This window comes from Citrobacter sp. Cpo074, assembly GCF_030332745.1.
Taxonomy (GTDB): Bacteria; Pseudomonadota; Gammaproteobacteria; order Enterobacterales; family Enterobacteriaceae; genus Citrobacter; species Citrobacter portucalensis.
Window position 1 is genome coordinate 21,266 of sequence record NZ_JAOWHG010000029.1, and the last position, 11,702, is coordinate 32,967.

An 11,702-nucleotide genomic window follows, 5' to 3' on the forward strand; every position below is an offset into this window, starting at 1 on the left:
AATGAATGTAAACTACGCGTTAATGCCGCAAATCTCAAGCATGACGTTTGAGAGTGTTACTCTCGTGCATTGCGTCAAATACCAGCATGATCAACTTATCTTCCAGCACGAATCGGGCTTCCAGTGCCTCGCCGAGATCCGATAAAACCTGTTGAAATTCAAGGAAGTTATCATGATCAATCGCAGTTTCCAGGCTGGAGTCATAGTAGTCCATGATCAGCTGCGTATTGGCTTCCAGCAGCGGCCAAATTTTTGTGGCTTTTAAAAGCTGCCCGTTCCCTTCCAATTTATGGAGAATACGTTCATAAATACTGAAGTGTCCGGTGGAGAGGTAATCGACCAGGCTCTGACAAAAATCATCCAGCGCTTTTTCATTGAGTCGCATGTACGATTCTTTGCCAGGCTTAATGCCAACCAGATTGTAGTAAGCCACGAGCAGGTGCTTACGTACATGTAGCCAGCGATCAACCAGTTTATTACTTCCTCCGACGTGCTCCGTCAGGCTTTCCAGCTGGTTTAACATGATTGACTCCGCAAGATGGTGTTTAGGAACTGCTCACCCGTAAATGTAAAAATAATGTAAACAACATGCCTGTGAAGCAAAGGTTGCGCAAGAGATATGGATCGTATAATTGAAAAATTAGATAGCGGCTGGTGGATCGTCAGTCATGAGCAAAAGTTATGGTTACCTCATGGCGAGCTACCTTATGGCGACGCAGCCCGTTTTGATCTGATTGGTCAGCGCGCGCTGCCAATAGGCGAGTGGGAAGGGGAAACTGTCTGGCTGGTGCAGCAGCAGCGTCGACACGATATGGGGTCGGTGCGCCAGGTCATTGACCAGGATGTTGGCCTGTTTCAACTGGCCGGACGCGGCGTACAGCTGGCGGAGTTCTATCGCTCGCATAAATTCTGCGGCTACTGCGGCCATCCCATGCACCCGAGTAAAACGGAGTGGGCGATGCTCTGTAGCCACTGCCGTGAACGTTATTACCCGCAAATTGCCCCGTGCATAATCGTCGCTATTCGCCGAGATGATTCCATCCTGCTTGCCCAACATGTTCGCCATCGTAACGGCGTGCATACCGTACTGGCAGGTTTTGTCGAAGTGGGCGAGACCTTAGAACAGGCGGTGGCGCGTGAAGTTATGGAAGAAAGCGGGATTAAGGTGAAAAATCTGCGCTATGTCACTTCTCAGCCGTGGCCATTCCCGCAGTCTTTGATGACCGCATTTATGGCGGAGTATGATAGCGGCGAAATCGTCATCGACCCGAAAGAGCTGCTCGAAGCGAACTGGTATCGCTATGACGACTTACCGCTCTTACCCCCGCCGGGTACTGTCGCGCGTCGATTGATTGAAGACACTGTGGCAATGTGTCGGGCTGAGTACGAGTAAAGAGCGAGTGGTGATACACTGATGGACTGACGCAATAAGGAACTGCAAAAATGACCGAACTGAAGAACGATCGTTATCTGCGTGCGCTGCTGCGCCAGCCCGTTGATGTCACTCCGGTATGGATGATGCGCCAGGCAGGCCGCTATCTACCGGAATACAAAGCTACCCGTGCCGAAGCGGGTGATTTTATGGCGCTGTGCAAAAATGCCGAGCTGGCCTGCGAAGTCACGTTGCAGCCGCTGCGTCGCTATAAACTTGATGCCGCGATCCTCTTCTCGGATATCCTGACGATCCCGGATGCGATGGGACTCGGGCTGTATTTTGAAGCAGGAGAAGGTCCACGCTTCACCTCTCCGATTACCAGCAAGGCTGACGTCGACAAACTGCCGATCCCTGACCCGGAAGATGGGCTGGGGTACGTGATGAACGCGGTGCGCACTATCCGCCGTGAACTGAAAGGCGAAGTGCCGCTGATCGGCTTCTCCGGTAGCCCGTGGACGCTGGCGACCTACATGGTTGAAGGCGGCAGCAGCAAAGCCTTCACCGTGATTAAAAAGATGATGTACGCCGACCCTAAAGCGCTGCATCTGCTGCTTGATAAGCTGGCGAAGAGCGTCACGCTGTACCTGAACGCGCAGATCAAAGCGGGCGCGCAGTCGGTGATGATTTTCGATACCTGGGGCGGTGTGCTGACCGGTCGCGACTATCAGCAGTTTTCCCTGTACTACATGCACAAAATCGTCGATGGTCTGCTGCGTGAGAATGGAGGTCGTCGTGTACCGGTGACCCTGTTTACCAAAGGCGGTGGTCAGTGGCTGGAAGCGATGGCGGAAACCGGCTGTGATGCGTTAGGTCTCGACTGGACTACTGACATTGCCGATGCGCGTCGTCGTGTAGGTCATAAAGTGGCGCTCCAGGGCAATATGGATCCGTCCATGCTGTATGCGCCGCCAGCCCGCATCGAAGAAGAGGTGGCGACAATTCTGGCCGGATTCGGTCAGGGTGAAGGGCATGTCTTTAACCTGGGCCACGGCATTCATCAGGACGTCCCGCCAGAACATGCGGGTGTCTTTGTGGAGGCGGTACATCGGTTGTCCGAACAGTACCACCGCTAAGGAGTCATCATGGATCTCGCGTCATTACGCGCGCAGCAGCTTGAACTGGCCTCTTCAGTGATCCGCGAGGATCGTCTGAAGACCGATCCGCCGGATCTGATCGGCGGGGCGGACGTTGGGTTTGAGCAGGGTGGCGAAGTGACGCGAGCCGCGATGGTCTTACTGAAGTATCCCACGCTTGAACTGGTCGAATACAAGGTGGCGCGTATCGCCACCACCATGCCCTACATTCCCGGTTTTCTCTCCTTTCGTGAAACTCCCGCGCTGATGGCCGCCTGGCAACTGCTCTCGCACAAGCCAGATCTGCTGTTCGTTGATGGTCATGGCATTTCTCACCCGCGTCGTCTGGGCGTGGCCAGCCATTTTGGCCTGCTGGTGGACGTACCAACGATTGGTGTGGCGAAAAAACGGTTGTGCGGCAAGTTTGAATCGCTCGCTGCTGAACCTGGTGCGCTAGCGCCGTTGCTGGATAAAGGCGAACAACTGGCATGGGTCTGGCGCAGCAAAGCGCGCTGTAACCCGTTGTTTATTTCCACGGGCCACCGCGTGAGTATGGACAGCGCACTGGCGTGGGTTCAACGCTGTATGAACGGCTATCGTTTGCCGGAACCCACACGCTGGGCAGATGCAGTGGCATCCGAACGCCCGGCTTTTACTCGGCTTGCAGCAAAAACGCCCCATATCGGGTAAACTGCGGCTAATTTCCGTATTTGAGAACTCATCATGTTACAAAATCCGATTCACCTGCGTCTGGAGAAGCTGGAAAGCTGGCAGCACGTCACGTTTATGGCTTGTCTGTGCGAACGCATGTACCCAAACTACGCCATGTTCTGCAAGCAAACTGAATTTGGCGATGGACAGATTTACCGCCGAATTCTGGATCTGATTTGGGAAGCGCTGACGGTTAAAGACGCGAAAATCAATTTCGACAGCCAGCTGGAAAAATTTGAAGAGGCCATTCCTTCTGCAGACGATTACGATCTGTACGGTGTTTATCCGGCGATTGATGCCTGTGTGGCATTAAGCGAACTGATGCATTCGCGTCTTAGCGGTGAAACGCTGGAGCATGCAATCGAAGTGAGTAAGGCTTCGATTACGACGGTTGCGATGCTGGAAATGACTCAGGCTGGTCGTGAAATGACCGATGAAGAGCTCAAAGAAAACCCTGCCGTTGAGCAAGAATGGGATATTCAGTGGGAAATTTTCCGACTTTTAGCCGACTGTGAAGAACGCGATATTGAGCTGATAAAAGGGCTGCGTGCAGACCTGCGCGAGGCTGGCGAGAGCAATATTGGTATAAATTTTCAGCAATGACACCACAAAACGTGATTTAACGCCTGATTTGTCGTGCCTGAAGGCTTCCCATCCGCCCCCGGTCTGGTCTACATTTGGGGGGCGAAAAAAAGTGGCTATCGGTGCGTGTATGCAGGAGAGTGCTTTTCTGGCATTTCCGTCGCACTCGATGCTTAGCAAGCGATAAACACATTGTAAGGATAACTTATGAACAAGACTCAACTGATTGATGTAATTGCAGACAAAGCAGAACTGTCTAAAACACAGGCTAAAGCTGCTCTGGAATCCACTCTGGCTGCTATTACTGAGTCTCTGAAAGAAGGCGATGCTGTACAACTGGTTGGTTTCGGTACCTTCAAAGTGAACCACCGTGCTGAGCGCACTGGCCGCAACCCGCAGACCGGTAAAGAAATCAAAATCGCCGCAGCTAACGTACCGGCATTTGTTTCTGGTAAAGCACTGAAAGACGCGGTTAAGTAATTCGCGTGGCAGTGAACAGTTTTAACGAAGGGGCGGTTTCGCCCCTTTTGTCCATCTGGCGTCATACGCTTTGGCTTTCAGGTGTTCTGTTACTGTCTGCCTGCGGTAGCCATTCTGAGCTTCCTCCTTTCACGGCCAGCGGCTATGTTGGCGATCAGGGGGCGGTACGCATTTGGCGTAAAGACTCCGGTGACGATGTTCACTTGCTCTCGGTATTTAGTCCGTGGCGTAAAGGCGAAACCACTACCAGTGAATACCGCTGGCAGGGTGATTCGCTCTCTCTGATAGAACTCAACGTTTACAGTAAACCGGCTGAACATGTCCGTATACGCTTCGACGACCGGGGCGAACTGAGCTTCATGCAGCGTGAAGTCGACGGGCAAAAGCAGCAGCTTTCCAGCGATCAAATCGCGCTTTACCGCTATCGTGCCGATCAAATTCGCCAGACCAGCGATGCGCTGCGTCAGGGACGGGTGATATTGCGTCAGGGACGTTGGCATGCGGATAACACGGTCACAACCTGTGAAGGTGAAACGCTGAAGCCAGACCTGGAGTCGTGGGCGATAAACCATATCGAGCGCCGCCAGAGACATTCATCCGTAGAGGTGAGTGTGGCATGGCTGGAAGCGCCCGAAGGGTCGCAGCTACTGCTGGTCGCCAATGAAGATTTTTGTCACTGGCAGCCTACAGCCAAAATTTTCTGAAAACCTGAATACAGGAAATCAGCAGGCCTGATCCGTATAGCGTCATCAGGCATTAAGTCTTTTACCAGTGGCCCATTCCCATATGACCGCCGCCGCGATGGTTACCGCCACCGCCGCATCCGCCGTAGCCCATTCCCGCGCCACGTGGCACGCCAGCCTGCGCCATTGCGACATCACGTTTAACGCGCTGCTCGTCCAGAGACTGATTCAACGCTTCCATCTCTTTTGCAACGGCGTTAATTTTTGCCGTGTCCGGCGAGCTGGCCGTTAATAGAGCATTGTACTCATAACGTTTGGATGTCAGCTGTTGGCGCAACGCGCTGGTCTGGGAATAATAATCATCATAGATTTTCTGTGCGGCAGCCTGCTGCTCAGCGGTCATTGGCGTACCGCCCCGTTGCTGCATTCCGTCGCCATATCCCCAGTGATTCTGTGCCAGTACCGGGGTGGAGCCAAGTGCGATAAGAGAAAGTGCAATCAGTGCCAGTTTGTTGTTCCGTTTCATCGTTCGTTCTCCTGTTGGTTACTTACATTCCCTTTTGCATCTTCCGTGCCAAAGCGGCAATCCCAGTCCTGCGGGCGTTGTACCCGCCGTCTTTGCAGGGAAACGAGTAAAAATGACTCGCCAGAACGCGTCAGCGAGTCATTTTTACCCGTTACTTTCAGCTGTTTGTGTCTGAGGGCAGGGTTATCAGGGGGAAAAAATGGCATGATTTCTGCTGTATACCTGCAACCATGAAAGGAACAAGCGGGGTGAAGGGAGAGCGTATGCGTCTTTATAAGGATACGGTGGCAAAGTGGTTGAGCCGACTCTTGCTGGCGGCAATCCTGGTTTTGGTCGGCTGGTTTTCGATTATGACCATTCGGGACTATGGGCGGGAAAGTGGTGCCGCGCGGCAAACGCTACTGGAAAAAGGCAGCGTGCTCATTCGCGCTCTGGAGTCTGGTACGCGCGTAGGCATGGGGATGCGCATGCATCATGCCCAGCAGCAGACGCTACTGGAGGAAATGGCTGTACAGCCTGGCGTGCTATGGTTTGCTGTCGTCGATGAGCATGGTGTCATTATTACCCACAGCAATTCCGCGATGGTCGGCAAAACGCTCTATTCATCGGATGTCCTGCGACAGCTTAGTCCTGGGGAGCAAGAAAGCTGGCGGAATATTGAAATTCCAGCGAGGGATGGTGAAAAAACGCCAGCACTGGAAATTTATCGCCAGTTTCAGCCGATGTATGGTCCAGGACGCCACGGCATGGCGCGCTGTGCCAGCAATGACGGGCAGCTTATCTCCCCAGCACAAACCATATTTATCGCCTTTGATGCCAGCGATCTGACAGCGACTCAGGCAAGGGAGTGGCGTAACACACTGATAGTCCTCTCTGCGCTGGCGGCTGTGTTGCTGGCCACCGTGCTGACGTTCTTCTGGTATCAGCGCTATCAGCGCTCGTACAAAGAACTTCAGGATGCGATGAAGCGTAAAGAAAAACTGTTAGCACTTGGTCATCTTGCGGCTGGGGTGGCACATGAAATTCGTAACCCGCTTTCATCGATCAAAGGGTTAGCGAAGTATTTTGCCGAGCGAACCCCGGCAGGAGGCGAGTCGCACGAGTTGGCACAGGTGATGGCGAAAGAGGCGGATCGTTTAAATCGGGTGGTGAGCGAGTTGCTGGAGCTGGTGAAACCTGCACATCTGACGCTGCAAAAGGTGGATCTCAATGAGGTTATCACCCACTCATTACACCTGGTGAGTCAGGATGCGGCAAGCCGGGAAATCCAGCTCCGCTTTTCGGCCAATTCTACGCTGCCCGCTATCCAGGCCGATCCTGACCGACTGACTCAGGTTTTGTTGAATCTGTATCTGAACGCCATTCATGCGATTGGTCGTCAGGGCACGATCACGGTTGAAGCGAATGAAAGCAGCGGCGAACGCGTTAAAATTGTGGTTACCGATAGTGGGAAGGGGATTGCGGCGGAACAGCTGGAGGCCATTTTTACGCCTTACTTTACGACCAAAGCTGACGGAACCGGCCTCGGGCTGGCGGTAGTGCAGAACATTATCGAACAGCACGGTGGCACCATTCAGGTGGCAAGCGTTGAGGGCAAAGGCGCGACCTTTACCCTTTGGCTGCCGACCAAAGCGAAACAACAGGATTAACAAGGATGACGCGCGGAAAAATCAATATTCTGGTGGTAGATGACGATATTAGCCACTGCACCATTTTACAGGCGCTGCTGCGCGGCTGGGGTTATGAGGTCGCGCTGGCCTATAGCGGGCGAGCGACGCTGGAACAGGTGCGCGAACGCGTATTTGATTTAGTGCTGTGTGATGTACGCATGGCGGAGATGGACGGCATCGCAACGCTGAAAGAGATTAAAGCGCTGAATCCGGCGATTCCGGTCTTGATCATGACGGCGTTCTCCAGCGTGGAGACTGCCGTTGAGGCGCTTAAAACCGGGGCGCTGGACTACTTAATCAAGCCGCTGGATTTTGACCGTCTGCAGGAGACGCTGGAAAAGGCGCTGGCGCATACGCGGGAAACGAGCGCTGAACTGCCATCGGCGTCGGCTGCGCAGTTTGGCATGATTGGCTGTAGTCCGGCGATGCAGAAGTTGCTCAATGAAATCGCGATGGTTGCGCCCTCGGATGCTACGGTGCTTATTCACGGAGACTCCGGTACGGGGAAAGAGTTGGTGGCCCGGGCGCTGCATGCCAGCAGCGCCCGTCGCGATAAACCGCTGGTGACGCTCAACTGCGCGGCGCTTAATGAATCGCTGCTGGAGTCCGAACTTTTTGGTCACGAGAAAGGGGCGTTTACCGGGGCGGATAAACGGCGGGAAGGTCGCTTTGTGGAAGCTGATGGCGGCACGTTATTTCTTGATGAAATCGGTGATATTTCACCGCTGATGCAGGTGCGTCTGCTGCGGGCTATCCAGGAGCGAGAAGTGCAGCGGGTTGGCAGCAACCAGACTATTGCGGTTGATGTCCGGCTGATCGCCGCTACGCATCGCGATCTAGCAGAGGAAGTCAGTGCCGGGCGCTTTCGTCAGGATCTCTACTATCGCCTGAACGTCGTCACCATTGAAATGCCAGCGCTGTGCCAGCGCCGGGAAGATATTCCGCTGCTAGCCGAACATTTTCTCCAGCGTTTTGCCGCGCGTAACCGTAAAGCGGTGAAAGGCTTTACTCCGCAGGCGATGGATCTGCTGATCCACTACGACTGGCCGGGCAATATTCGTGAGCTGGAAAATGCGATTGAGCGCTCGGTGGTGCTGCTGACGGGGGAATATATTTCCGAACGCGAGCTGCCGATGGCGATTGCCGCGACGCCGATAAAAACGGAATTCAGTGGCGAGATCCAACCGCTGGTGGATGTCGAAAAAGAGGTGATTCTGGCGGCGCTGGAAAAAACGGGCGGCAATAAAACGGAAGCCGCCCGTCAGTTAGGCATTACGCGTAAAACGCTGCTGGCGAAAATTTCGCGTTAGCGTTGCTCGCGTTCAATGGCGCGCCAGCCGATGTCGTTACGGCTGAAGCTGCCATCCCAGCGGATGTCGGTCATCAGGGCGTAAGCGCGTTTCTGCGCTTCAGCCACGGTATGACCCAGGGCGGTGGCGCACAGCACGCGACCACCGCTGGTCAACACACGATCGTCTTCGGCGAGTTTAGTGCCTGCATGGAACACTTTTCCGTCTTCTACTTCTTCCAGCGGCAGACCGTGGATTTCATCTCCGGTGTTGTAGTTACCTGGATAACCTCCGGCAGCAATGACGACACCCAGCGAGGCGCGTTCGTCCCACTCGGAGGTTTTCTCATCCAGCTTGCCGTCGCAAGCGGCCAGGCAAAGCTCCACCAGGTCCGATTTCATGCGTAGCATGATCGGCTGGGTTTCCGGGTCGCCGAAGCGGCAGTTGAACTCGATAACCTTCGGATTGCCCTGTTTGTCGATCATCAGACCCGCGTACAGGAAACCGGTGTAGGTATTCCCTTCCGCCGCCATACCTTTTACGGTTGGCCAAATAATGTGTTCCATGGTGCGCTGATGCACTTCATCAGTTACCACCGGCGCTGGTGAGTAAGCACCCATACCGCCGGTGTTCGGGCCAGTGTCGCCGTTGCCTACGCGTTTGTGGTCCTGGCTGGTGGCCATCGGCAGCACATGCTCGCCGTCGACCATTACGATAAAGCTCGCTTCTTCACCGTCGAGGAACTCTTCGATAACGATACGGTGGCCCGCATCGCCAAAAGCGTTACCTGCCAGCATGTCATGAACGGCGGCTTCGGCTTCTTCCAGCGTCATCGCCACGATAACACCTTTACCGGCGGCCAGACCGTCGGCTTTGATGACTATCGGCGCGCCTTTCTCACGCAGATAGGCCAACGCTGGCTCAATCTCAGTGAAGTTCTGATATTCCGCCGTCGGGATCTGGTGACGGGCGAGGAAATCTTTGGTGAAGGCTTTGGAGCCTTCCAGCTGTGCAGCGCCTTCGGTTGGCCCGAAGATCTTCAGGCCAGCGGCGCGGAACGCATCGACCACGCCAATCACCAGCGGCGCTTCCGGGCCGACGATGGTCAGGTCAATTTTCTCGTTCTGGGCAAAGCTCAGTAGAGCTGGAATATCGGTGACGCCGATAGCCACGTTCTGCAACGCGGGCTCCAGTGCGGTACCGGCGTTACCCGGTGCGACAAAAACGGTATCAACCAGCGGGGACTGTGCGGCTTTCCAGGCCAGGGCGTGCTCGCGCCCGCCGTTGCCAATCACTAATACTTTCATCGTCTGCTCCGTGGATTAATGGCGGAAGTGGCGCATGTCGGTAAAGATCATCGCAATACCGTGTTCATCGGCAGCGGCAATGACTTCGTCATCACGGATAGAACCACCGGGCTGGATAACGCAGCTCACGCCAACGGCGGCGGCAGCATCAATACCATCGCGGAACGGGAAGAAGGCGTCAGAGGCCATTGCAGAGCCTTTCACTTCCAGACCTTCGTCAGCCGCTTTAATCCCGGCGATTTTTGCGGAGTACACGCGGCTCATCTGGCCTGCGCCTATGCCGATAGTCATGTTCTCTTTGGCATAAACAATGGCGTTGGATTTCACGAACTTGGCGACTTTCCAGCAGAACAGTGCATCGCGCAGCTCTTGCTCGGTCGGCTGACGTTTGGACACCACGCGCAGTTCGCCTTCGCTCACCATCCCCAGATCCCTGTCCTGAACCAGCAAACCGCCGTTAACGCGTTTGAAGTCCAGGCCCGGTACACGTTGTGCCCACTGACCGCAGGTCAGAACGCGAACGTTCTGTTTGGCGGCGGTGATTTTCAGTGCGTCTTCGGTTGCGGACGGGGCGATGATCACTTCCACGAACTGACGGGAGATAATTGCCTGCGCGGTTTCGGCATCCAGTTCGCGGTTGAAAGCGATGATGCCGCCGAACGCGGAGGTTGGGTCGGTTTTATAGGCGCGGTCGTAAGCGTCGAGAATAGAGGTACTTACCGCCACGCCGCACGGGTTAGCGTGCTTAACGATCACACAGGCTGGCTCGCTGAACTCTTTCACGCACTCCAGCGCCGCGTCGGTATCGGCGATGTTGTTGTAGGAAAGCGCTTTGCCCTGTACCTGCTGCGCGGTGGCAACGGATGCTTCTTTAACATTCTCTTCTATATAGAAGGCAGCCTGCTGGTGGCTGTTCTCGCCGTAGCGCATATCCTGCTTCTTAATGAAGTTCAGGTTCAGCGTACGTGGGAAACGACCGGCGGCCTCTTTGCTCTCACCGTGGTAAGCCGGAACCATGCTGCCGAAGTAGTTGGCAATCATGCTGTCGTAGGCGGCGGTGTGTTCGAAGGCTTTAATCGCGAGGTCAAAGCGGGTTTCCAGAGTCAGGGAGCCTTCGTTGGCATCCATCTCTTTAATAATGGCGTCGTAGTCGCTGCTCTTCACAACGATCGCTACGTCTTTATGGTTCTTGGCTGCGGAACGCACCATGGTCGGGCCGCCGATATCAATGTTCTCTACCGCATCTTCCAGCGAGCAGCCTTCGCGTGCCACTGTCTCGGCGAACGGATACAGGTTTACAACCACCATATCGATAGGGGCGATACCGTGCTGTTCCATAATTCCGTCATCCTGACCGCGACGACCAAGAATGCCACCGTGGACTTTCGGATGCAGGGTCTTCACGCGTCCATCCATCATTTCCGGGAAGCCGGTGTAATCGGAAACTTCGGTCACTGGCAGACCTTTCTCCGCTAACAGGCGCGCAGTGCCACCTGTAGACAGCAGCTCCACACCACGTGCGGAAAGTGCCTGAGCGAATTCGATGATACCGGCCTTGTCAGAAACACTGAGCAGAGCGCGGCGGACTGGACGACGTTGTTGCATGGTAAATCCCCTGGATTTGACTATTACAGAGAGCGTTAGGTGAATTCTTGGCTAAAAACTCAGCTAACGCCCCTTACGGGGCATCCTTGTTTTGCGGGGGCATTGTAACGAAAACGTTTGCGCAACGCTCGCGAATTTTTAATTTTCGATTTTGACCTCTTCTTTTTCTGTTGAAGGAGGCTGATATAACGAGAGGATCGTAGAAACGATCGTGTGGTTTGTGGATAAGTCTGTGTGTAAATGGGTATAAGGCGGGGTTTCGCTGTGGAATGCAGCAGTCAGTCATTTTTCTGTCATTTAAGGGTTGCGGGCCGCAGGAAACTCCCTATAATGCGCCTCCA

Annotated in this window: 13 protein-coding genes; 8 read left to right on the forward strand and 5 right to left on the reverse strand. The window is 54.5% G+C overall.

From position 1 onward, the window contains the following. Nucleotides 1-34: 34 nt before the first annotated feature. Nucleotides 35-523: an Rsd/AlgQ family anti-sigma factor gene (locus tag OGX83_RS12785; RefSeq protein WP_032945654.1), complete on the reverse strand. Its 489-nt coding sequence runs from the start codon at nt 521-523 to the stop codon at nt 35-37. Between the two features lie 96 nt (nt 524-619). Between OGX83_RS12785 and nudC the strand changes: the two genes are divergently transcribed. From nudC to OGX83_RS12815, 6 genes are all read left to right on the forward strand, one after another. Beyond that, nucleotides 620-1,393 (forward strand): NAD(+) diphosphatase, encoded by a 774-nt coding sequence (nudC, locus tag OGX83_RS12790; RefSeq protein WP_003033074.1) that lies wholly within the window; start codon nt 620-622, stop codon nt 1,391-1,393. 50 nt (nt 1,394-1,443) lie between these two features. After that, nucleotides 1,444-2,508, forward strand: coding sequence for a uroporphyrinogen decarboxylase (gene hemE, locus OGX83_RS12795; protein WP_286573954.1), 1,065 nt, complete (start codon nt 1,444-1,446; stop codon nt 2,506-2,508). Between the two features lie 9 nt (nt 2,509-2,517). Further along, entirely contained in the window at nt 2,518-3,198 is a 681-nt protein-coding gene (gene nfi / locus OGX83_RS12800) for a deoxyribonuclease V (RefSeq protein ID WP_204558740.1), read from the forward strand. Nucleotides 3,199-3,231: 33 nt separating this feature from the next. Further along, nucleotides 3,232-3,822 (forward strand): YjaG family protein, encoded by a 591-nt coding sequence (locus OGX83_RS12805; RefSeq protein WP_003842015.1) that lies wholly within the window; start codon nt 3,232-3,234, stop codon nt 3,820-3,822. A gap of 186 nt (nt 3,823-4,008) precedes the next feature. Next, complete coding sequence (hupA, locus tag OGX83_RS12810; protein ID WP_001044509.1) at nt 4,009-4,281, forward strand: nucleoid-associated protein HU-alpha; 273 nt, start codon at nt 4,009-4,011, stop codon at nt 4,279-4,281. Between the two features lie 11 nt (nt 4,282-4,292). Beyond that, complete coding sequence (locus OGX83_RS12815; protein ID WP_286588194.1) at nt 4,293-4,985, forward strand: DUF1481 domain-containing protein; 693 nt, start codon at nt 4,293-4,295, stop codon at nt 4,983-4,985. 61 nt (nt 4,986-5,046) lie between these two features. On the opposite strand, the gene zraP is transcribed toward OGX83_RS12815, so the two are convergent. Together zraP and OGX83_RS12825 are read right to left on the reverse strand one after the other, a co-directional pair. Then, nucleotides 5,047-5,490: a zinc resistance sensor/chaperone ZraP gene (gene zraP / locus OGX83_RS12820; RefSeq protein WP_032945657.1), complete on the reverse strand. Its 444-nt coding sequence runs from the start codon at nt 5,488-5,490 to the stop codon at nt 5,047-5,049. Continuing rightward, nucleotides 5,487-5,696, reverse strand: a complete 210-nt coding sequence (locus tag OGX83_RS12825; RefSeq protein ID WP_008787108.1) for a hypothetical protein — start codon at nt 5,694-5,696, stop codon at nt 5,487-5,489. Before OGX83_RS12825 ends, zraP begins: the two co-directional genes overlap by 4 nt. A 57-nt stretch (nt 5,697-5,753) precedes the next feature. Between OGX83_RS12825 and zraS the strand changes: the two genes are divergently transcribed. Both zraS and zraR read left to right on the forward strand, forming a co-directional pair. Next, complete coding sequence (gene zraS / locus OGX83_RS12830) at nt 5,754-7,139, forward strand: two-component system sensor histidine kinase ZraS (protein ID WP_071446126.1); 1,386 nt, start codon at nt 5,754-5,756, stop codon at nt 7,137-7,139. Between the two features lie 5 nt (nt 7,140-7,144). Then, nucleotides 7,145-8,470 carry a sigma-54-dependent response regulator transcription factor ZraR gene (gene zraR / locus OGX83_RS12835; protein WP_286588190.1) on the forward strand — a complete coding sequence of 442 codons (1,326 nt, stop codon included), beginning with the start codon at nt 7,145-7,147 and terminating at the stop codon, nt 8,468-8,470. On the opposite strand, the gene purD is transcribed toward zraR, so the two are convergent. Then, complete coding sequence (gene purD, locus OGX83_RS12840; RefSeq protein WP_286588192.1) at nt 8,467-9,756, reverse strand: phosphoribosylamine--glycine ligase; 1,290 nt, start codon at nt 9,754-9,756, stop codon at nt 8,467-8,469. The genes zraR and purD overlap by 4 nt on opposite strands. A gap of 15 nt (nt 9,757-9,771) precedes the next feature. Beyond that, on the reverse strand, nt 9,772-11,361 hold the full coding sequence (gene purH, locus OGX83_RS12845; protein WP_008787105.1) for a bifunctional phosphoribosylaminoimidazolecarboxamide formyltransferase/IMP cyclohydrolase: 1,590 nt from the start codon (nt 11,359-11,361) through the stop codon (nt 9,772-9,774). Nucleotides 11,362-11,702 lie beyond the last annotated feature (341 nt).

Bases quoted from the DNA above. Each gene is read 5' to 3' on its own strand.
- OGX83_RS12785 (WP_032945654.1), bottom strand. From the start codon at position 523: ATGTTAAACCAGCTGGAAAGCCTGACGGAGCACGTCGGAGGAAGTAAT.
- nudC (WP_003033074.1), top strand. From the start codon at position 620: ATGGATCGTATAATTGAAAAATTAGATAGCGGCTGGTGGATCGTCAGT.
- hemE (WP_286573954.1), top strand. From the start codon at position 1,444: ATGACCGAACTGAAGAACGATCGTTATCTGCGTGCGCTGCTGCGCCAG.
- nfi (WP_204558740.1), top strand. From the start codon at position 2,518: ATGGATCTCGCGTCATTACGCGCGCAGCAGCTTGAACTGGCCTCTTCA.
- OGX83_RS12805 (WP_003842015.1), top strand. From the start codon at position 3,232: ATGTTACAAAATCCGATTCACCTGCGTCTGGAGAAGCTGGAAAGCTGG.
- hupA (WP_001044509.1), top strand. From the start codon at position 4,009: ATGAACAAGACTCAACTGATTGATGTAATTGCAGACAAAGCAGAACTG.
- zraP (WP_032945657.1), bottom strand. From the start codon at position 5,490: ATGAAACGGAACAACAAACTGGCACTGATTGCACTTTCTCTTATCGCA.
- OGX83_RS12825 (WP_008787108.1), bottom strand. From the start codon at position 5,696: ATGCCATTTTTTCCCCCTGATAACCCTGCCCTCAGACACAAACAGCTG.
- zraS (WP_071446126.1), top strand. From the start codon at position 5,754: ATGCGTCTTTATAAGGATACGGTGGCAAAGTGGTTGAGCCGACTCTTG.
- zraR (WP_286588190.1), top strand. From the start codon at position 7,145: ATGACGCGCGGAAAAATCAATATTCTGGTGGTAGATGACGATATTAGC.
- purD (WP_286588192.1), bottom strand. From the start codon at position 9,756: ATGAAAGTATTAGTGATTGGCAACGGCGGGCGCGAGCACGCCCTGGCC.
- purH (WP_008787105.1), bottom strand. From the start codon at position 11,361: ATGCAACAACGTCGTCCAGTCCGCCGCGCTCTGCTCAGTGTTTCTGAC.